Below are 20,764 nucleotides of genomic sequence, written 5' to 3'. Positions count from 1 at the left end.
CTCGTCCGGTGCAGACTGGTTCTCCCACCGATACCCGGTGGTTTACCCCGTCGTTGCCCGGAACAGACCCTGCGATGCCGAGCTGTTGGGGCGGCGGTCTACCATCGTCTGTAGTAGAAGCCGCGTGACGCCACCCGAGGAGTTATTTGCGTGAGCATTCGCGAGCGCCGGCTCATTCATGGGGCGCCGAGCCGAATACGGTCCACGATTCTGTCGTACCTGGCCTTGACCAAGCCGCGCGTGATCGAGTTGTTGCTGGTCACCACCATTCCGGCGATGTTGCTGGCAGCCCGGGGCACTGTTGACCCGCTGCTGATCCTCAACACGCTGATCGGCGGCATGCTCGCCGCGGCCGGTGCCAACACCCTCAACTGTGTGGCTGACGCCGACATCGACAAGGTGATGAAGCGAACGGCCCGCCGGCCGCTGGCCCAGGCTTCAGTGCCGACGCGGCATGCCCTCATCTTCGGACTGGTGCTGTCGGTCACGTCGTTCTGCTGGCTGACCTGGACGACAAACCTGTTGTCCGGATTGCTGGCCGTGGCCACCATCGCGTTCTACGTCTTCGTCTACACGCTGCTGCTCAAACGCCGCACCTCGCAGAACGTGGTGTGGGGCGGGGCGGCCGGCTGTATGCCGGTGATGATCGGCTGGTCTGCGGTCACCGGCACCATCCAGTGGCCGGCCGTGGTGATGTTCCTCATCATCTTCTTCTGGACACCGCCGCACACCTGGGCGCTGGCGATGCGCTACAAGGACGACTACAAGGCGGCCGGTGTGCCGATGCTGCCCGCCGTGGCCACCGAGCGTGAGGTCACCCGGCAGATCTTGATCTACACCTGGCTGACGGTGCTCACCACGCTTCTGCTGGCGCTGGCCACCGGATGGCTCTACGGCGCCGTGGCGCTACTGGCGGGTGCGTGGTTCCTGGTGATGGCTCACCAGCTGTACTCCGGGGTGAAGCGCGGCGAGCCGGTGAAGCCGTTGCGGCTGTTCCTGCAGTCGAACAACTACCTCGCGGTGGTGTTCTGCGCACTGGCGGTCGATTCGGCGTTGGCGTTGCCGACGATCTTCGGTCACTAGGCTCGGCGAACTGCCGCCCCAACACCGTTGGTGTGGCAGCGTTGTGGGCATGACCGAATTGGTGAGCCCCGACAACTTCGCCCGCGCCGAATCCGATGTGTACTTCGCCAATGCCGTCAAGGACGGCGGGTTCGGAAAGTTCTTCCACAACCGCGAGCTGACCCCGATCGATCATCAGCTCGTCATCCGGCAGAACCGCGACACCCTCTACTCCGCGGCGGTGTTCGATCTCGACGGCGGGCCCGTCACCGTCACGCTGCCCGACAGCGCGGGCCGATTCATGTCGCTGCAGGTCATCAGCGAGGACCACTACACCACCAACGTCGCCTATGCGCCGGCCGAGGTGACGTTCAGCCGCGACTCCGTCGACACCCGTTATGCGATCGCGGCGGTGCGCACCCTGGTCGACCCGGGCGATACCGCTGACCTGGCCGCAGTGCATGCGCTGCAGGATGCGATCACCGTCTCGCAGGACGAGCCGGGATTCTTCGAGATCCCGCAGTGGGATCCGGTCAGTCAGAAGACGGTTCGGGACGCACTCATCACCCTGTCGACCACCCTTGCAGACACCAGGGGAATGTTCGGGCCCAAGTACGAAGTGGAGCCGGTCCGGCATCTGATCGGCTCGGCGTTCGCCTGGGGCGGCAACCCCGCCCGCGACGCGTTCTATCTCACGGTGGTGCCGGCGCGCAACGACGGCGCCACCGTGCACCGGCTGACCGTGAAAGACGTCCCGGTGGACGGGTTCTGGTCGGTGACGGTCTACAACAAGGACGGCTATTTCACCGCGAACCCGCAGAATGCCTACTCGCTGAACAACGTCACCGCGGTCAAGGATCCGGACGGCTCCACCACGGTGCAGTTCGGTGGGAGCGGCGCGCCGAATCTGTTGCCGGTCACCGAGGGGTGGAACTACATCGTGCGGCTGTACCGGCCGAGGCCCGAGATTCTCGACGGGTCCTGGACGTTCCCCGAGGCGCAGGCGGTCTAGGGCGGTTTGGGGCCAGCGATGTGCACGCCAACTTTCGTTGGGTGCGCTGCAGCGGCAGACTCGTACACACCGATCGCCACTACACTCGATGCGCGCATGGTCCCAGCGTCACGGCGAAGTCGTCAGTCTGTGAGATCCAACACCGGTCCGTCGAGGACTAGCGATCGGATGGACGCGATGCCCTCTCGAGCAGATGCCTTCGACGGGTAAGGATCGCTGGTAGCCAAGATGTCGCCGCCGCGTGATCGGACCTGGAATTTGTAGGTGCCGAACTCATCGTCGATGATCTCGAATCTGGCTGTCACTAGTCGCCTTTCGCATGTTCAGCAAGACGGTCGGGGTCGATGGGTGCCTATCGGTGACTGTTCGCGGCACTATGTTGTTCCACCTTCCGTGACGTCCATGATCTCAGCGGGTTCACTAGCGATGTCGCGAATTTCCCGTATTCCGTTTCGGGCGCCGGCGATGGTGGGTTGCGGAGTTCCGGTTAATATGATTTGGCCATTGGCGTCTTTGAGCCGGAAGCTGTACCCACCCCCCACTTCCCGGAAGATCTCGAACCGACTGATGCGCGTGGCTGTGCCCGACGCCCGACGGGGAGGTTTGGCGTGAATCAGTTGGTTGTGAATGGAATGAGCTTCACTATCGGCGGATTGAGCTTTTGCACCATCACCGAGGAGCGCCTGAAGATCTGCGATATCGGAGAGCACACTCGCTAATGCAGGAAGGTAGCGCTCAGAATTTGTGTTTCCGAGCTGGCGGTAGAAACTGGCAGACTGGCTGGCCGTCGTTAGGGCTTCCTGGCGTCTGGCGTGCGCTTCCGGGTCCCGTCCGGCGACGGTGAGCTGCGTCGCAGACATAGCCAGAAATCCGCTCAGTTCGTGCAACGCCTGCGCCAGTCTCTCGATGCGCCGCCACTCGTCGATGTCGGCCGTTTCGTGGTAAAGGCGTATGGCATCGCGCACGTTCTCGATAGCTGCATCGGTGCGATTGTCGCGGGCGTAACGGCGCGCCAAGTTCTCTTTGGCACGCCCGAGGATCGAGGAGTACACGTAAGGCTGTGCGACAGTGAGGGGTTCGTACAGCCTGATGGCTTGTTGAGCTAGGTCGATGGCGTCTGTGGCGGAAGGTTCTGCGATGCTTAGATCTGTCAGTGCGGAGGCCAGTGCGGCGCTATAGCGAGTCGGCTCGTTGGCAGCGAGCGACCGATACAAGTCGACGGCTTCGTGGCCGTAACGGACTGTTTCGTCCTTGTTGCCAGCTTGCCCAGTCCACCTGCTGAGCGAAGCGAGGAGCGCTGCTAGGTCGGGGCGATAACGATCTGGATCCATGACGCCCAAACGGCGGAAGATGCTGACAGCTTCCTCCGCCGACGTGATCGCTGATTCGTACAGACCAAGGTCGGCCGAGCGGGTAGCGAGATTGCCCAGAGTCTGAGCGAGGTCATCCAGGTACTTCTCTGGTTCGGCCTGCGCTAACGATCGGAATAGGTCAGCGGCGTCGGCGGCGGCATCGTGAGCCGGTTGCAGCGCGCCGACGTCGGAGTACGAGGCGGCGAGGCCGGCGAGTGAGTGGCCAAGGTCGGAGAGATACCGATGAGGGTAGTCGGCGGTCAGCGACCGAAAGATCGCGACCGCTTCTTCTGCGGCATGGGTCGCGCCCCCGTAGTCGCCGACCTGCGCCGCCTGAGTAGCCAGGTCCGAAAGCGCGTGACCTAGCTCGGGTTGGGCTTCGGATCCGGCCGTGAGCGAGCGCCACATCTCGGCAGCGTCCCTGGCCGCCTGAAACGCTGCTTGATCGTCGCCTTTCTCGGCGTAGCGCGCAGTGAGGATAGTCAGAGCCCGGGCGCGGTCCGCCGTCGGTCCAGTGATGGCGATGGACTGGGTTCTCTCGTATGCCGCTTGGGCGGATGCCAATGCTTCGTTGACGTCGCCGCACTCTGCCAGAAACGTCGACAATGTTACGAGGCTGCGCGACGCATCAGACGCGAATTTCTCGGTGTCGGTGTCGGCGAGGCGCGACAGCAGCGTAGAGGCTTCGCGCGCTGATTCCACTGCCGCACTCCGGTCGCCAAGCGCTCGCTGGGTTTCGGCGAGCGCGATCAACGCCTCAGCCAGATCATGTGTACGCGCGGGGTCGTTGAGAGCCAACGACCGCAGTAGGGTTACTTGGTCTGTGAGGCTGAGGTTGTCCGTGTCGTCAGCACTGATCCGTTGTGCAGGATCGGGTTTCACGGCACCGGTATGTCCAGCACGGGCGAAGAAGGAGGCCCGCGCGCCGGCGCTGTCTTGGTCGTCGGCTTCAGCGATGGCAGCCGAAATCCTGTCATCGAGATCGGCGCCGAACAGCGCCACCGCGGTGCGCAGGTAGTCGACGTGCAGGGCGGTTGACTGCAGCGAGGTGTTGCCAGCCATGAGCAGAGTTTCGCGGGCGGCGACTCTTTCATCATTGTGGAGGAGCAGCACCTGAGGGTCGTTCAGGGTCAAACTGAGAGGCGAGGCGGGCTCGGTAAGGTAGTCGCGCACCGATTCGACGGTCGCAAGCTCGTCGTCGCTCCATTCGTATGATCCGATGTTAGCGGCGCGCCCGGAGACTCTGCTAACGATCACGCTGAGGCCTAGGGGGGTATCGTCGCCGGGCTTGCTCAACGGCACAAGCGATTGCAGCACCGCGCGGGTGCCCTCGAGCTGTTCGGGGTTGTTCAGGGTCAGCGCGACAACGTCGTCGGCCAGTACTCGGGTGGTGATGAAGTTTGTAGTTGTGACACCGGTGCGGGCGTCCAGGAGCAGAAGGTCGGGGGCCCATCGATCGCGAATCGCGTCGCAGAGTGAGACCAGCATATGTACGGCCACGCTTGAATCGTCCGCCAGTGCTCCTTTCTGCAGCGATCTCATCCCGTGCAGGTAGTCGATTGACGGCGGCGGTCCCGCTGCGACCATGTGCAGCGAGCCGCCCGGCCTGAACGGCCGCGGAACGTCTAGTTGTGTAGCGATGTCGTTTACCGTGGGCGGTTCTTCCGCCGTTAGCCAGTCCAATACCCCGTGTTTGGCTCTAGGTTGGTTGGGAAACTTGTAGGGCAGCCCAGGCGCTTCGAGGTCGAGATCAACCATCATCACGGACATGCCCAAGCGCGCAGCAAGTATCGCGGTGTTGGCCACGAGGAGTGTGCGTCCTGTCCCACCTTTGTACGAATAGAATGTGATCGTGCGCATGCTTATGCCGCGGCGGGTAGGGCCATTCGAGCCATCGTTTTTTCGTCTGCGAGCAGCGTGCTCCGTCGCTGGCGCAGCTCATCAATGCGGTCGGTGACTTGCTTGAAGAGGTAGGGGGCCGAGCGGACCACTTCGGCGTATCTGAGCACGGCAAATAAGAGGTCGAGCGTTTCCTCGCGTTCATCGATATCAATGTCGCGGGATTCCTCGAGAACTAGTTCCACATCGCGTTCGTCGTACTCGGCGAATTGGCGCGACGTGCGTCCGCCGATAAATGCACGAGCGATGTCCTGTCGGTAGGCCTCGAGTTCTGGCCACGTCCGGAATGTTCTGTCGACCGCGTCCCAATCGTGCCGTGCGAGGGCGAGCGTGAGGTCGTCGGTTGTGGCTTTGGTTCGGCGGCTGAACACCGGTTCAAAGAGCCATAAGTCGCCATCGCTGTCTTGGGCGATGAACACGTCGCCGCTCGAGGGCATTGCAACAAGCGTTAAACCCTGTTCCCGGTGTCTAGCCATGCCATCAGACTATTCGAAGACGCGTGCCGCGCCAGCGACGAATCGCTTGGTAGGCCAGCGCTGCAGCGATGTCGGTGGGGTCGGATAGATCACCTCGTCGCTGTTGGCGGCTGAGCCGGTTCAGTGTCTTCGCATCGTCACGGTTCAACCGAAGCTCGAAGACGTCGGCCAGAGGTACTGGACCGACGACAACGATTTCAAGGTAACGATCCTTGCTGCATAGTAGGTTTGGCCACGTTGACGGCGGGGGCACGACGTCCGTGTGCAGTTCGTTGACGGCGATGTCGCCGCGGGCCGTCCAGTCGCCAACCTCAGACATGACCTGCGTGACGTTGATCCCTCCGCTCGAGTCGGTGTACCGCTGGGCGGTGTCGGCGGGAAACACGGCGGCGTCAGGGTGGCCGTCAAGGGAGGTAGCGATGGCAATGCAGAAGGGGCCGAATGCCGTGGTGCCGGCCGTGTCGTGGTTGAGGCTGAAGTATATGAAACCGTCACCGCCATGCCATAGGGCCTCAAAGGCCCCGCGGCGCACATAGAAAGTGCGCTGCGCGTTCCTATAGGCGGCCAGGCCGGCACCACGGTCCCCGGCGTGCCAGTGGATCTGGAGGGTACGACCGTCGACGACAGCTACGAGGTCGTCGAACGCGAGGGCCTTGGCCGCGGTGATGTTGGTGGCTGGGACGCTGTCGTGTGCCATGGCGCGAAAGTTGTCGAGTTGACCGGTGCTGTCGGCATCGATATTCGCCTGTGCGATCGCCTGATGATGGGCGCTATTTGATATCCCGGCTTCTCCTACGTGTGGCCGTCTCATCGCCTCGCCCCAATTCTGGCTACGGCATTTGCGCCGAATCGTGGGTGGTGCCGTGCAGCGGCCCGCCATTCTGCCGTGGCCGATTGTAGCGATGTTGTAGGGCAGCCTCTCCCGGTAAGCAGACTGCGGTCGCACTCGTTATGATCTGGGGTCATTGCTTTCACGCCATCGTTCCATAACCGCTCGGTTGCGGAACGCGTAGATGGGTGGAATGCGTGCTTCGCGGGTAATCGTGGGTTCGCAGTGCCTCTCGGCGATTGTCAGAAGAGGAACTACATCCCACGTCTTGGCGTCGAGGACGATCCAGTTCAGTGCTTGCAGCACCAACAGATAGTTGCCGTCGTGCATGGTGGACGGGGCCGGATCGATGATCACGCTGGTGGTGCCGAGGACAGCGCCCCAGACGGACAGATTGGCAGCGAAACTGCCGAGGAAGTCTATGTCCACACTGTGTCGCGCCAGGTCTTCTTCGATCGATTTGCGTCGGCGCGAGGATCCGGCCGTACTTGCCAGAACGTATGTCGACTTTCCTTCGGGGTTTCTGTCGTCGAGGTCGATATTGGGGTTGATGATGTCGACGGGTCTGTAGTCGCCGCGGCTGCGGGGGCGTTGGTCGAATCGCGAAACGGCGACGTCGGCGCGTACGGTGCCGAATGGATCTTGGAATCTGCGCCGGTTAAGCGTGTACGTGAAGGCGTAGCCATTATTGAGGGCGATACATCCGCCCTGCAGTTGCCAGATGTCTTCGCGGCGCTGCCGGTCATCGGGGTTCTTCCACCAGTAGACGAGGACAGAAACGCAGCCGACGCCGAACGCGCTGTAGATGGTGGAGCCGTCGAGGGGGTCGACGACGACTCGGTAGCGACGTGTGTCCTCGCCCTTGATATACGACAGCTGGATCTCTTCTTCCTGGTAGAGCGTTGCTCCGTAAAGAGTGGGCTGTTCGATGCGGATTTCTTGGACGATGTCTTTGGCGGCGTCGCCGAGATACTTATCGATACGTATCGGTGCAGACCCCGGATGTTCTGGTGGGTATCCGTCGACCTGCGCGAAGGGATTCTTGTTGAGGAGGGCGTACCCGTCCATGTGCGCGACGAGGAGCGTCGCGATATCGCGCGAGATATCGCGAGCCACGTCCTTGGGGCTGTGGCCTTCGAACGTCGTGTCATCCATGGCGTTTGCATCCTAAGAATTGCTGGCGGCCCAAGAGTCGCTTTCTCGATGTTCAATGAATACAGCATGAACCGAGAGCAGTCATTACAGGCGTGGGTAAGTATGGACAGGGCTTCCGTTGAGTGCATTATCGATGCACAGGGCAAGACCGCCCTATCGGTCGCGGCGTCTCGAATGAAACGGCTGTGCATCTAGCTCTAGTCCTGGGAGTCGCCAGGTGGCAATATCTGCTACCGATCTGTACAACATCTAGTTCGTCATAGTGAGCTAGAGCCAAATCACCTTCGGGTTTCAGGATCCGGTCTAGGGCACCAGCACGACGGAGCCGACCGTCCGGCGCCCTTGCAGGTCGGTGTGGGCCTGGGCCGCCTCGGCCAGCGGGTAGCGGCCGCCGACGGTGATGGTGATCGATCCGTCTGCGATGGCATTGATCAATTCGCCCGCACGCCAAGAGAATTCATCGGGTGTGCGGGTGTGGTGGGCCAGCGTCGGCCGGGTCAGGAACACAGACCCTGCCGCGTTGAGCCGTTGGGGGTCCACCGGTGGCACCGGACCGCTGGCCGCCCCGAACAGGGCCAGCGTGCCACGCACCGCGAGGCTGGCCAGGCTGGCGTCGAACGTCGACGCGCCGACCCCGTCGTACACTGCGGCCACACCCGCCCCGCCGGTGAGGTCGCGGATCTTGTCGGCGAACTCGACCGGATCCTCGGGGTACTCGAGCACCTCGATCGCGCCGGCCTGCCGAGACAACTCGGCCTTCTCCGGTGTCGAGGCCGTGGTGATCACGCGGGTGCCGATGCTGGTGGCCCACTGGGTGAGGATCAGGCCGACGCCGCCGGCCCCGGCATGCACCAGCACCGTGTCGTTCGGCTGCACCGGGTAGGTGGACTTGATCAGGTAGTGGGCGGTCATACCCTTCAGCAGCGCCGAGGCGATGGCGTCGGGGGCCACATTGTCAGGCACGTAGGCAACGAAATCAGCTGGGGCGACGCACAAATCGGCGTATGCGCCGGTCGCGTTGGCGGTGACCACGCGGTCGCCGACGGCCAGCGCCGCGACATCGTCACCGACGGCGGCGACCGTACCGCAGACTTCGGACCCGACGACGAACGGCAGGTCGCGCGGATACAACCCGGACCGGAAGTAGGTGTCGATGAAGTTGACGCCGATGGCTTCGGCCTTGATCAGTACCTCGCCCGGGCCGGGAGCGGGCTCGGGCCGCTCGACGTAGCTCAGGACTTCGGGTCCGCCGGTCTCGGCAACTTCGATGGCATACACGCCATCCATCATCCACACCTATCATCGCGGGGGTGAAGCTTGCCCGTCCGGATGTGTTCCATCCCCGCATCGTGTTGGCCGGCTGTGCCGCGTTGCCCGAAGGCGACGGCGACGACGCCGGCCTGGTGAGGGCGCTGCGCAACCGCGGCCTGCATGCCCGCTGGCTGCCCTGGGACGACCCGGAGACCCTGAACGCCGATCTGGTGATCCTGCGGGCCACCTGGGATTACACCGAGCGCCTGGGTGAGTTCCTGACCTGGGTCCGGTCGGTGCCGCACCTGATCAATCCGGCGCGAATCGTGGAGTGGAACACCGACAAGCGGTACCTCAAGGATCTGCACCGCATGGGGGTTCCGGTGGTGCCGACCGGCTATTTCGAGGCCGACGAGCTGGTCAGCGTGCCCGATGGCGAAGTCGTGGTGAAGCCCGCGGTGGGCGCCGGCTCGACCGGCGCGCAGCGCTTCATCGATGCCTCAGCGGCCCTGGCCCACGCCGCGGCGCTGCAGGCCGCCGGCCGCGCGGTGCTGGTGCAGCCGTATGACCCGCGGATCGCGGACGGTGAGACGGCGCTGGTGTTCTTGGGCGGTGAGGAGTCTCACGCGTTCACCAAGGCCCCGATCCTGCCGCCGGCCGGACGGTCACCCGCATTCGAGGAGACCGGTACCTATGCCGAGGAATCGTTGTCACCGGCCGCTCCCGATGACGAGGTCTGGGAGGTGGGCCGCCTCGCGATCGACGCGGTGCTCCGCATGTTCGACCTTCAGCCGCAGGATCTGCTGTACGCGCGGGTCGATGTGATCGGCGGCCCGGAGGATGCGCGCCTGCTGGAGCTGGAGCTGGTCGAGCCCGGACTGGGATTCGGGCAGCTCGACCAGAACGACAGGAAGGACGCCGAGCGGCAATTCGCAGTGGGTGTCGAGGGTGCGCTGGAGCGCTTCGGGCTGGGCCCGCTGTCGCGCCGCGGGTTCTAGCCGCTGGGTTCCACCCGGTCACGCATCGAGGCCCACAGCGCTGCGGTGGCCGCGGTGCACACGGCCGCCCCGGCGACGTGCACGGCGACCAGGACCGCGGGAATCCCAGTGTAGAACTGCACGATCCCGATCAGACCCTGTGCGCACACCAATGCCACCAGGGCACCGAGTCGGACCATGACGGGGCGTGGTGCCCGTACCGCGGTGAGTCCGAATCCCAGCGCGACGATCAGCGCCAGGTAGGCGACCAGCAGGGACGAATGCATGTGGACCAGCGTGGTGATCTCGACCTCCAGGCGCGGCACCACGCGATCGAGGCTCTTGTCCCCGGCGTGCGGTCCGGCACCGGTCACCAGTGTGCCCGTCACCAGGACTGCGGCCAGGATTCCTGCGCTCAGGGCTGTCAACTGCCGCAACGGTTTCGGCACGACGGTGGTCGGTGTGCCGTTATCGGGCTGGCCGATCTTGACGAACAGCAGCACCGCGAGCCACACCATCACCATGGACGCGAGCAGATGGACGGCGACGGTCCACCACAGCAGGCCGGTCCGCACCGTGATGCCGCCGATGATGGCCTGGACCACGGTGGAGGCCGGCATCAGCCAGGCGTAGATCAACACCTCGCGGCGTCGGCGGGCCCGGGTCACGGCCAGGACCGCCGCGATGGCGGTCAACACCACCAGGAAGGTGATCATCCGGTTGCCGAACTCGACCACCTGGTGCACGACGGCGACCTCGGCGTGGGGAACCGGGGTGAAGCTGCCGGGGAAGCACTGGGGCCAGGTGGGGCAGCCCAGGCCGGATGCGGTGACCCGGACGATCGCTCCGGTGACCGAGATACCGCCCTGGGTGAGGATGACCAGGAACGCGATCTGGCGCTGGAGCCGCAGGCTCGGCATGGGCAGCAGGTCGACCAGTCGCTGGAAAGCAGTTCCGCCGGGCACGGCCTGATCGTAGTTGATCAGGAACTACAGCCCGTAGTAGGGCCGGTGTGGATCAGGTGAACCGGAACCAGCGCAGGGCGCAGATCGCGGCGATGACACCCCACACCGCCAGCACGGCCACGCCGAACCAGTCCATCGACAGCGTCATCGCCTGGGTCAGGGATTCAGTGAGGGCTCCGGACGGGGTCAACCGGGCTACCCAGCGCAAGGCCGACGGCACCGGGCCGCCTTCCAGGGTCAGCGCTCCCAGGCCCGCGAACACGAACCACAGCAGGTTGGCCAGCGCCAGCACGATCTCGGCCTTGAGGGTGCCGCCGAGTAGCAGCCCCAACGCGGCGAACGTGCCGGTACCCAGCGCGATGATCACCGCACCCAGCGCCAGCCCTAGCGGCGACGGCCGCCAGCCCAGTGCAAAACCTATGGCGCCCAACAAGACTGCCTGTAAGAACACGACGGTCACCACCGCCAGCGACTTGCCGGCGATGATTCCCCACACTGGAAGTGCGGTGGCACCAAGGCGTTTCAGGGCGCCGTAGCGGCGGTCGAAAGCCACCGCGATGGCCTGGCCGGTGAATGCCGTGGAGATCAGGGCCAGGGCCATGATCGCCGGAGTGAATGTCCCCGCCCGATCGTCGCCGAACGAGCCCAACGGCAGCAGCGTCATCCCGACCAGCAGCGTGATCGGGATGAACATGGTGAGTAGAAGTTGTTCGCCGTTGCGGAGCAGCAACTTCAGTTCCAGCCCGTACTGGGCGGCCAGCATGGCCGGCACCTTGGCCGGGCGGGGATCGGGGGAGAAGGTGCCCGGGGCGAACCGGTTCGGAGCGCTCGTCATGACCGCAGCTCCCGTCCTGTGAGGTCGAGGAATACATCTTCGAGGCTGCGCTGTTCCACCCGCATATCGGTGGCCAGCACGTTGAGTCGGGCGCACCACGCCGTCACGGTCGCCAGCACCTGCGGGTCGATGTGCCCCTCGACCAGGTACTCGCCGGGTGCCGTCTCGGTGGCCTTGTACTGCTCCGGCAGAGCCGCGGCCAGCAGGGACAGGTCGAGCTTGCGCGGCGCCCGGAAACGCAACTGGTTCTCGGCGCCGCTGTGGGTGAGCTCGGCGGGTGTGCCGGTGGCTACGGCCACGCCGTGATCGATGATCACGATCCGGTCGGCCAGTTCTTCGGCCTCGGCCAGGTGATGGGTGGTCAGCACGACCGTGACACCGTCACGGCGCAGCGCATCGATCAACTCCCACACCACAATTCGGGCGTGAGCATCCATCCCCGCGGTTGGCTCGTCGAGGAACACCAGCTCGGGGCGACCCACCACGGCGCAGGCCAGTGCGAGGCGTTGTTGCTGGCCGCCCGACAGACGCCGGTAGGTGGTGCGGGCGGATTCGGTCAGGCCGAGGGTGTCCATCAACCAGGCCGGATCGAGAGGATCGGCAGCATAGGAGGCGACGAGATGGAGCATCTCGTCGGCCCGTGCCGCGGGGTAGCCGCCGCCACCCTGCAGCATCACGCCGATCCGTGCGCGCACCTGGGCGTTGTCGGCAACGGGATCCAACCCGAGGATCTCGACACGGCCGTCGTCGGGGCGGATGAATCCCTCGCACATTTCGACGGTGGTGGTCTTGCCCGCACCGTTCGGGCCGAGCAGGGCCAATACCTCGGCACGCTGCACATCAAGGTCCAGGTTGGCGACCGCTGTGGTCGATCCGTAGCGCTTGCTGACGCCGCGGAGCAGCACAGGTTGATCAGAACGCGAGGTCACGGGGATTCAGCGTAGGCGTCGGGCGGCTGTGCGGGTGTCGGAGGTGGCTTGTTGTCCGGTTGGCGTGATGCACGCCACGGCAGTCGGCGCCAGGTCAGCCCGATCAGGATCAGCACGATCAACGCGCTCGCCAGGGTGGCCATCACGATCTGGAACAAGGTGAACCGGTCGCCGTTGGCCGTCGGGCCGAAGATCCCGACAACCAACGTGATGGCGATCGCGGAACCACGGAATCCGGGCCGGGTGGCCCACGCGGCCAGCGGGATCACCGCCCACAGCAGGTACCACGGCTGCACCACCGGGAACAGCAGGATGGTGCCGCCGAGGGCCACGCCCAGACCGCCCACGGGGTGCAAACGGCCGCGCATCACGGCGAACAGCAGCCAGCTGACCAGGATCGCGATCAGGACGACGCCGATGGCGCGGGTCAGCGCGAGCACTGCGGTGGTGTGGTCACCGAGGCCCAGCAGGATGCCGACCTGGCCGGTGCCCAGGGCCAGGAGTGTCGGCGGTGACATCCAGCTGCGCACCACATTGGCGGTGCCGAGGGTGCCCAGCCACCCGAAGCCCAACCCGCTGGCCCAGCCGATCACGGCCATCACCGCCAGCGAGATCACGCCGAGGGGCACACTCGCCACGAAGAACGCCTTGATCGTGCCGCCCAGACGCCAGGCCAGGGCCATCGCGACGAATCCGAGCGCGAGCAGTGAGGGCAGCTTGACCTGGGAGGACAGCGTGATGAGGACCGTGCCGAGCAGCAGCATCCCCGCGGGGTACCAGCGGTCCCAGTCCTCGCGTGACTGCGGCCAGGTCAGTGGTCGGGGCATCAATGGCGCTGCAGCTTCGATGCCGCGCAGCGCGAACTCGGTGCCCGCCAGCATCAGGCCGAGCATCAGCGCCTCGTTGTGGATTCCGGCCACCAAGTGCATGAACAGCAGCGGATTACACGCACCGAGCCACAATGCGCTGACCTCGGCGACGCCGCAGCGACGGGCCAGCCGGGGTGTCGCCCACACGATGAGCCCGACGCCCAGCAGCACCACGGCGCGGTGGCACAGCACCGCGGCGACGATGTTCTCACCGGTCAGCGCGGAGATGCTCTCGCCGATCCACAGGAACAGTGGGCCGTACGGTGCCGGGGTCTCGCGCCACAGACTGGGCACCGACAGGGTGAATACGTGATCGAGGCCCAGGCCGGTCGCCGGACCGACCTGATACGGGTTGAGGCCGATGTAGCCGATCTCACTCTGCGCCAGGTACGAGTAGACGTCCTTGCTGTACATCGGGGGCGCGACCAGCAGCGGGAGCGCCCACAGCAGCAGTGTCCGGTCCAGCTGGCTGCGTGACATCCGGCGGGGGCCGAGGGCGAATCGCCCGAGCATGAGCCACGCCAGCGTCATCATCACCGCACCGGTGGTGGTCATCGTCAGCGATACCGTCTGGATGCGGGAGGGCAGGTTGAGCAGTCGGACCCCGAAGGTCGGATCCTGCACGACCGGGCGGGCGCCGGCACCGAGGGCGCCGATCGCCATCAGGACGGTTCCGGTGGCCCCGAAAAGCCGGGTACGACGCTGTGCGACAACCTCGGCGGCGTTGAGTGGGGACCCGACGGCCCGTTCGTCGCCGTGCCACCGGGCGATCGATGTGCTGAAGGTCGACAGGCGGCTTGCCATCAGGGCAGCGTAGCGGTCGGCCGAGACGGTCTCCGCCAGGCGGCGGTGGCCCAGGTCACGTAAGGGTGCCCTTGCTGGAACCGCGGGTGGAATTCCGTCACAATGGTGTTGTGAAAATGCGTCGGACGACTGCGGGCTCCGCATCGGGTGCACCGATGCCGGTCGCCGATGTCGTGCCGGCATCCGACGGACACACTCGGCGTTCGATCATTCACCTGTTGCTCGAGGGTCCGATCACCGCGGGGCAGATCGGCGACAGGCTCGGCATTTCGGCTGCCGGCGTGCGTCGGCACCTTGACGCCCTGATCGAAGCCGGTGATGCGCAGGCCAGTGCCGCCGCCGCGTGGCAGCACAGCGGCCGGGGCCGTCCGGCCAAGCGCTACCGGTTGACCGCCGCCGGGCGCGCCAAGCTCGGCCACACCTACGACGACCTCGCGGTCGCCGCGATTCGACAACTGCGTGAGATCGGCGGCAAGGATGCCGTGCGGACTTTCGCGCGCCGCCGGATGGACACCATCCTGGCCGGCGTCACCGAGGGGTCCGGCGGAGTCGCCGACACCGCAGAGCGTGTTGCGGACGCCTTGACCCGGGCGGGCTATGCCACCACGACGAATCCGGTGGACGGTCCGATTCCCGGGGTGCAGATCTGCCAGCACCACTGTCCGGTATCGCACGTCGCCGAGGAGTTCCCGGAGTTGTGTGAGACGGAGAGTGAGGCGTTCGCCGAGATCCTCGGCACCCACGTGCAGCGCCTGGCCACCATCGTCAACGGTGATTGTGCCTGCACCACTCACGTTCCAACCCAATCGACAGCGAGCAAGCAAGGAGCGGCGACATGACCATCACGCCCGAAACGCCATTGACCCAGGAAGAGACCATCGCGTCGCTGGGTAACTACGGCTACGGCTGGTCGGACTCGGACGTCGCGGGCGCCAGTGCGCAGCGCGGCCTGTCGGAAGCCGTCGTGCGTGACATTTCGGCCAAGAAGAGCGAGCCGGAGTGGATGTTGGAGGCTCGGCTCAAGGCGCTACGTACCTTCGACAAGAAGCCGATGCCGAACTGGGGTTCCAACCTCGAGGGTATCCACTTCGACAACATCAAATACTTCGTGCGGTCCAGTGAGAAGCAGGCCGCCACGTGGGACGACCTGCCCGCCGACATCAAGAACACCTACGACCGGCTCGGCATCCCCGAGGCCGAGAAGCAGCGCCTGGTCTCCGGTGTCGCCGCACAGTACGAGTCCGAGGTGGTCTACCACTCGATCCGTGAGGACCTCGAAGCCCTCGGCGTCATCTTCCTGGACACCGACAGCGCGCTCAAGGAACACCCGGAGCTGTTCAAGCAGTACTTCGGCACGGTGATCCCGGCCGGGGACAACAAGTTCTCCGCGCTCAACACCGCAGTCTGGTCGGGTGGTTCGTTCATCTATGTGCCTCCGGGCGTGCACGTCGACATCCCGCTGCAGGCCTACTTCCGGATCAACACCGAGAACATGGGCCAGTTCGAGCGGACGTTGATCATCGCCGACGAGGGCTCCTACGTGCACTACGTCGAGGGTTGTACCGCGCCGATCTACAAGTCGGATTCGCTGCACTCGGCCGTGGTCGAGATCATCGTCAAGCCCGGCGCCCGCGTCCGCTACACGACCATCCAGAACTGGTCGAACAACGTCTACAACCTGGTGACCAAGCGTGCGCGCGCCGAGGCCGGCGCCACCATGGAGTGGATCGACGGAAACATCGGTTCCAAGGTCACCATGAAGTACCCGGCCGTCTGGATGACCGGTGAACATGCCAAGGGCGAGGTGCTCTCGGTGGCGTTCGCCGGCGAGGGTCAGCACCAGGACACCGGCGCCAAGATGCTGCACCTGGCACCCAACACGTCGAGCAACATCGTGTCGAAGTCGGTTGCTCGTGGCGGTGGCCGGGCGTCCTACCGCGGGCTGGTCCAGGTCAACAAGGGTGCGCACGGCAGCAAGTCGAGCGTGAAATGCGATGCGCTGCTGGTCGATACGATCAGCCGCAGCGACACCTACCCGTACGTCGACATCCGCGAGGACGACGTCACCATGGGCCATGAGGCCACGGTGTCCAAGGTCAGCGAGGATCAGCTGTTCTATCTGATGAGCCGCGGCCTGACCGAGGACGAGGCAATGGCGATGGTGGTGCGCGGCTTCGTCGAGCCCATCGCCAAGGAACTGCCCATGGAATACGCGCTTGAGCTGAACCGGCTCATCGAGCTGCAGATGGAAGGCGCGGTCGGTTAAGTGACACAGAATCTCACTGGAGCGGTCGAAGGGATCGTGACAAATAAGGGCGAGCTGTTCGGATCCTTTGATGTCAACGCCTTCGAGGTCCCCGGCGGTCGCGACGAGCTGTGGCGGTTCACCCCGCTCAAGCGGCTTCGCGGCCTGCATGACGGCACTGCCGTAGCGAATGGCAAGGCCGGCATCACCGTGACCGAGCGTCCCGGCGTGACCGTGGAGACCGTCGGCCGTGACGACATACGTCTCGGCGAGGGCGGTGTGCCCACCGATCGCGTTGCGGCCCAGGCCTTCTCGTCATTCGAAACAGCCACCGTGGTGACCGTCAAGCGTGACACCGAGGTCGCCGAGCCGATCGAGATCGTCATCGACGGGCCCGGTGCGGACAAGGTGGCCTACGGACACCTGCAGATTCGGGTCGAGGAATTGTCCCGAGCCACCGTCGTGGTCGATCTGCGCGGCAGCGGAATCTACGCCGACAACGTCGAGATCATCGTCGGTGACGCGGCCGGTGTCGGCGTCATCTGGATCGCCGACTGGGCCGACGACATGGTGCATGTCAGCGCACACCACGCCAAGCTCGGCAAGGACGCGGTGCTCGGACACGTCAACGTCACCCTCGGTGGCGACGTGGTGCGCACCTCGGCGACCGTGCGGTTCGCCGGACCGGGCGGTGACGCCAAGATGCTCGGTACGTACTTCGCCGACGACGGCCAGTTCTTCGAGTCGCGGTTGTTGGTCGATCACGCTCAGCCGCACTGCAAGTCTGACGTCCTGTACAAGGGCGCATTGCAGGGTGATCCGGATTCCAAGAAGCCCGATGCGCACACGGTGTGGATCGGCGATGTACTGATCCGGGCCGAGGCCACCGGTACCGACACCTTCGAGGTGAACCGCAACCTGGTTCTCACCGACGGTGCCCGCGCTGATTCGGTGCCCAACCTCGAGATCGAGACCGGCGAGATCGTCGGCGCCGGGCACGCCAGTGCCACCGGGCGTTTCGACGACGAGCAGTTGTTCTACCTGCGCGCCCGCGGCATCCCCGAGGATCAGGCCCGCCGCTTGGTCGTGCGCGGATTCTTCAACGAGATCATCGCCAAGATCGCTGTCCCGGAGGTGCGCGAGCGCCTGACCGCGGCGATCGAAAAAGAACTTGCCATCACCGAATCGAAAGCCAACTAGTTATGACCACGCTGGAAATCAAGGACCTGCACGTCTCGGTCAACGCCACCGAAGGCGCTGAGAACACCGAGATCCCGATCCTCAAGGGTGTGAACCTCACCGTGAAGTCGGGGGAGACGCACGCGGTGATGGGCCCCAACGGCTCCGGAAAGTCGACGCTGTCCTACGCGATCGCCGGGCATCCCAAGTACACCGTCACCTCCGGATCGATCACCCTCGACGGACAGGACGTCCTCGAGATGAGCATCGACGAGCGGGCCCGCGCGGGCCTCTTCCTGGCGATGCAGTACCCGGTCGAGGTGCCAGGGGTGTCGATGACCAACTTCCTGCGCACCGCGGCCACCGCGGTCCGTGGCGAGGCGCCCAAGCTGCGGCACTGGGTCAAGGAAGTCAAGGGCGCGATGGCCGAACTGGAAATCGACCCGGCGTTCGGTGAGCGCAGCGTCAACGAGGGATTCTCCGGCGGCGAGAAGAAGCGCCACGAGATCCTGCAGCTGTCGCTGCTCAAGCCGAAGATCGCGATCCTCGACGAGACCGACTCAGGTCTGGACGTCGACGCGCTGCGAATCGTGAGCGAGGGCGTCAACCGCTACGCCGAGGCCGAGCACGGCGGAATCCTGCTGATCACCCACTACACGCGGATCCTGCGGTACATCCAGCCGCAGTTCGTGCACGTATTCGTCGGTGGGCGCATCGTGGAATCGGGCGGGCCGGAACTCGCCGACGAGCTCGAAGAGAACGGATACGTGCGCTTCACCCAAGCTGTCGGAGCCTGACATGACCATCGAAGCGTCGACGTTGGATCAAGCCGGGCTGGCCCGGGTAAGGGCTGACTTCCCGATTCTGAGTCGGGTGATGCGTGGCGGAAAGCAGTTGGCGTACCTGGATTCCGGGGCGACGTCCCAGAAGCCGCTACAGGTGCTCGATGCCGAACGGGAGTTCCTCACCCACTCCAACGGGGCGGTGCACCGCGGTGCGCACCAGCTGATGGAGGAGGCCACCGACGCCTACGAGCAGGGGCGCGCAGACATCGCGGCGTTCGTCGGTGCCGAGCCAGATGAGTTGGTGTTCACCAAGAATGCCACCGAGTCGCTCAACCTGGTGTCATATGTACTGGGGGACAAGCGCTTCGACCGTGCGGTCGGCCCGGGTGACGTGATCGTCACCACCGAGCTGGAACACCACGCGAACCTGATTCCGTGGCAGGAATTGGCCCAGCGCACCGGTGCGACGCTGAAGTGGTACTCCGTCACCGATGACGGGCGGATCGATCTGGACTCGCTGCAGCTCGACGAACGGGTGAAAGTGGTGGCCTTCAGCCATCATTCGAACGTCACGGGCGCGGTCGCCCCGGTGGCCGAGCTGGTGTCGCGGGCCAAGGCTGTCGGTGCGCTCACCGTGCTGGATGCCTGCCAGTCGGTGCCGCATCAGCCGGTTGACTTCCACGCGCTCGATGTCGATTTCGCGGCGTTCTCCGGTCACAAGATGCTGGGGCCCACCGGCATCGGCGTGCTCTACGGACGCCACGACGTTTTGGCCGCCGCACCTCCGTTCCTTACCGGGGGTTCGATGATCGAGACCGTCACGATGGAGCGGACCACCTACGCACCGCCCCCGCAGCGGTTCGAGGCTGGGACTCCGATGACCTCGCAGGTCGTCGGGTTGGCTGCTGCCGCACGGTATCTGAGCGATATCGGGATGGACGCCGTCGAGGCGCACGAAGCCGAACTGGTGGCCGCCACGCTGGTAGGCCTGGCTTCGGTTCCGCAGGTGCGGATCATCGGGCCGACGACGATGGAACATCGCGGTTCTCCGGTCAGTTTCGTGGTCGACGGGATCCACGCCCACGATGTCGGGCAGGTGCTCGACGACGAGGGCGTCGCGGTACGCGTCGGGCACCATTGCGCCTACCCGCTGCACCGTCGCTTCGGGATCGCGGCGACCGCTCGCGCGTCCTTCGCGGTGTACAACACTCTCGACGAGGTGGACCGTCTGGTAGCCGGCATCGGACGCGCCGTGGAGTTCTTCTCGTGAGAATGGAACAGATGTACCAGGAAGTGATCCTGGATCATTACAAGCATCCGCATCACCGCGGACTGCGTGAGCCCTTCGCCACCGAGGTGCACCACGTCAACCCGACCTGTGGTGACGAGGTGACGCTTCGGGTCACCCTCTCCGACGACGCCGAGACGGTGACGGACATCTCCTACGACGGGCAGGGCTGTTCGATCAGCCAGGCCGCCACCTCAGTGCTCACCGATCAGGTCATCGGCCAGAGCGTCGGTGATGCCCTCAAGACGGTCGAAGCCTTCACCGAGATGATTTCCTCCCGCGGGAACGTGGAGGGGGACGAAGATGTACTCGGTGACGGCGTCGCATTCGCCGGTGTCGCGAAATACCCGGCGCGGGTGAAGTGCGCGTTGCTGGGATGGATGGCATTTAAAGACGCGCTGGTGCAGGCCAGCGATGACGTGAAGGAACAGCGATGAGCGAGGTACCGGCGGGCACGAGCGAAGCGAGCGGGGATGCCACTGGGGCGTCTGACGAAATGCTCGCCGACCTCGAGGAGGCCATGCGGGACGTCGTGGACCCCGAGTTGGGCATCAACGTCGTCGACCTGGGCCTGGTCTACGGGCTCAACGTCGAAGAGAGCAACGAGGGCCCCGTGGCGCTGATCGACATGACGCTCACCTCGGCGGCCTGTCCGCTGACCGACGTGATCGAGGATCAGTCGCGCACCGCGCTTGTGGGCTCCGGGCTGGTCAACGAGATCAAGATCAACTGGGTCTGGAACCCGCCGTGGGGCCCGGACAAGATCACCGACGACGGCCGCGAACAGCTGCGGGCGCTCGGTTTCACCGTCTGACGGACTGTCGGTGGTGGGTGCTACCAATATCGCCAACA

The 20,764-nt window shown here is 64.9% G+C and carries 20 protein-coding genes; 10 read left to right on the top strand and 10 right to left on the bottom strand.

Features of this window, described 5'->3' with window-relative positions; all coding sequences use genetic code 11:
- Positions 1-150 precede the first annotated feature (150 nt).
- Positions 151-1,083 (top strand): heme o synthase, encoded by a 933-nt coding sequence (locus JOF57_RS12755; RefSeq protein WP_209916921.1) that lies wholly within the window; start codon positions 151-153, stop codon positions 1,081-1,083.
- A 61-nt stretch (positions 1,084-1,144) separates the two neighbouring features.
- On the top strand, positions 1,145-2,074 hold the full coding sequence (locus JOF57_RS12750; protein WP_209923317.1) for a DUF1254 domain-containing protein: 930 nt from the start codon (positions 1,145-1,147) through the stop codon (positions 2,072-2,074).
- A 122-nt stretch (positions 2,075-2,196) separates the two neighbouring features.
- Here the strand turns inward: JOF57_RS12750 and JOF57_RS30950 are convergent, their stop codons facing one another.
- The 6 genes from JOF57_RS30950 to JOF57_RS12720 all read right to left on the bottom strand — a co-directional run bounded on the left by JOF57_RS30950 (position 2,197) and on the right by JOF57_RS12720 (position 9,063).
- Entirely contained in the window at positions 2,197-2,379 is a 183-nt protein-coding gene (locus tag JOF57_RS30950; protein WP_209916920.1) for a YegP family protein, read from the bottom strand.
- A 69-nt stretch (positions 2,380-2,448) separates the two neighbouring features.
- Positions 2,449-5,286 (bottom strand): KGGVGR-motif variant AAA ATPase, encoded by a 2,838-nt coding sequence (locus JOF57_RS31345; protein ID WP_209916919.1) that lies wholly within the window; start codon positions 5,284-5,286, stop codon positions 2,449-2,451.
- 2 nt (positions 5,287-5,288) lie between these two features.
- Positions 5,289-5,762 carry a hypothetical protein gene (locus tag JOF57_RS12735; protein WP_209916917.1) on the bottom strand — a complete coding sequence of 158 codons (474 nt, stop codon included), beginning with the start codon at positions 5,760-5,762 and terminating at the stop codon, positions 5,289-5,291.
- 43 nt (positions 5,763-5,805) lie between these two features.
- The gene (locus JOF57_RS12730) at positions 5,806-6,498 is read right to left on the bottom strand and encodes a hypothetical protein (protein WP_209916915.1); all 693 of its coding nucleotides are present in this window, start codon (positions 6,496-6,498) and stop codon (positions 5,806-5,808) included.
- Positions 6,499-6,750: 252 nt separating this feature from the next.
- Complete coding sequence (locus JOF57_RS12725) at positions 6,751-7,785, bottom strand: hypothetical protein (protein ID WP_209916913.1); 1,035 nt, start codon at positions 7,783-7,785, stop codon at positions 6,751-6,753.
- A gap of 303 nt (positions 7,786-8,088) precedes the next feature.
- Positions 8,089-9,063: a quinone oxidoreductase family protein gene (locus JOF57_RS12720; RefSeq protein ID WP_209923315.1), complete on the bottom strand. Its 975-nt coding sequence runs from the start codon at positions 9,061-9,063 to the stop codon at positions 8,089-8,091.
- A 32-nt stretch (positions 9,064-9,095) separates the two neighbouring features.
- On the opposite strand from JOF57_RS12720, the gene JOF57_RS12715 reads away from it, so the two are divergent.
- The gene (locus tag JOF57_RS12715; protein WP_209916911.1) at positions 9,096-10,034 is read left to right on the top strand and encodes an ATP-grasp domain-containing protein; all 939 of its coding nucleotides are present in this window, start codon (positions 9,096-9,098) and stop codon (positions 10,032-10,034) included.
- Here JOF57_RS12715 and JOF57_RS12710 read toward each other — a convergent pair.
- From JOF57_RS12710 to mptB, 4 genes are all read right to left on the bottom strand, one after another.
- Positions 10,031-10,933: a COX15/CtaA family protein gene (locus tag JOF57_RS12710; RefSeq protein ID WP_209923313.1), complete on the bottom strand. Its 903-nt coding sequence runs from the start codon at positions 10,931-10,933 to the stop codon at positions 10,031-10,033. The two genes, JOF57_RS12715 and JOF57_RS12710, sit on opposite strands and share 4 nt — an antisense overlap.
- A gap of 97 nt (positions 10,934-11,030) precedes the next feature.
- On the bottom strand, positions 11,031-11,813 hold the full coding sequence (locus JOF57_RS12705) for an ABC transporter permease (RefSeq protein ID WP_209916909.1): 783 nt from the start codon (positions 11,811-11,813) through the stop codon (positions 11,031-11,033).
- Positions 11,810-12,742, bottom strand: coding sequence for an ABC transporter ATP-binding protein (locus tag JOF57_RS12700; protein WP_209916908.1), 933 nt, complete (start codon positions 12,740-12,742; stop codon positions 11,810-11,812). The genes JOF57_RS12705 and JOF57_RS12700 overlap by 4 nt, the downstream gene beginning before the upstream one ends.
- Positions 12,739-14,415, bottom strand: a complete 1,677-nt coding sequence (mptB, locus tag JOF57_RS12695) for a polyprenol phosphomannose-dependent alpha 1,6 mannosyltransferase MptB (RefSeq protein ID WP_209916906.1) — start codon at positions 14,413-14,415, stop codon at positions 12,739-12,741. Before mptB ends, JOF57_RS12700 begins: the two co-directional genes overlap by 4 nt.
- A 116-nt stretch (positions 14,416-14,531) precedes the next feature.
- On the opposite strand from mptB, the gene JOF57_RS12690 reads away from it, so the two are divergent.
- From JOF57_RS12690 to JOF57_RS12660, 7 genes are read left to right on the top strand one after another with little or no spacing between them, the layout of a single operon-like run.
- Positions 14,532-15,254 (top strand): helix-turn-helix transcriptional regulator, encoded by a 723-nt coding sequence (locus tag JOF57_RS12690; RefSeq protein ID WP_234938125.1) that lies wholly within the window; start codon positions 14,532-14,534, stop codon positions 15,252-15,254.
- Positions 15,251-16,681 carry a Fe-S cluster assembly protein SufB gene (sufB, locus tag JOF57_RS12685; RefSeq protein WP_209916902.1) on the top strand — a complete coding sequence of 477 codons (1,431 nt, stop codon included), beginning with the start codon at positions 15,251-15,253 and terminating at the stop codon, positions 16,679-16,681. Before JOF57_RS12690 ends, sufB begins: the two co-directional genes overlap by 4 nt.
- A complete protein-coding gene (sufD, locus tag JOF57_RS12680; protein ID WP_209916900.1) occupies positions 16,682-17,860 on the top strand; it encodes a Fe-S cluster assembly protein SufD in 1,179 nt (392 codons plus the stop codon).
- 2 nt (positions 17,861-17,862) lie between these two features.
- On the top strand, positions 17,863-18,636 hold the full coding sequence (gene sufC / locus JOF57_RS12675) for a Fe-S cluster assembly ATPase SufC (protein ID WP_209916899.1): 774 nt from the start codon (positions 17,863-17,865) through the stop codon (positions 18,634-18,636).
- Between the two features lies 1 nt (position 18,637).
- Positions 18,638-19,894, top strand: coding sequence for a cysteine desulfurase (locus tag JOF57_RS12670; protein WP_209916897.1), 1,257 nt, complete (start codon positions 18,638-18,640; stop codon positions 19,892-19,894).
- Positions 19,891-20,349, top strand: coding sequence for a Fe-S cluster assembly sulfur transfer protein SufU (sufU, locus tag JOF57_RS12665; RefSeq protein ID WP_209916895.1), 459 nt, complete (start codon positions 19,891-19,893; stop codon positions 20,347-20,349). The genes JOF57_RS12670 and sufU overlap by 4 nt, the downstream gene beginning before the upstream one ends.
- Positions 20,346-20,726: a metal-sulfur cluster assembly factor gene (locus JOF57_RS12660; protein ID WP_209916893.1), complete on the top strand. Its 381-nt coding sequence runs from the start codon at positions 20,346-20,348 to the stop codon at positions 20,724-20,726. The genes sufU and JOF57_RS12660 overlap by 4 nt, the downstream gene beginning before the upstream one ends.
- The last annotated feature ends 38 nt before the right edge of the window (positions 20,727-20,764 follow it).

This window comes from Mycolicibacterium lutetiense, from assembly GCF_017876775.1.
GTDB lineage: Bacteria > Actinomycetota > Actinomycetes > Mycobacteriales > Mycobacteriaceae > Mycobacterium > Mycobacterium lutetiense.
Note: the sequence above shows the minus strand (reverse complement) of the source record. Positions and strands in the feature narration are given on the sequence as shown.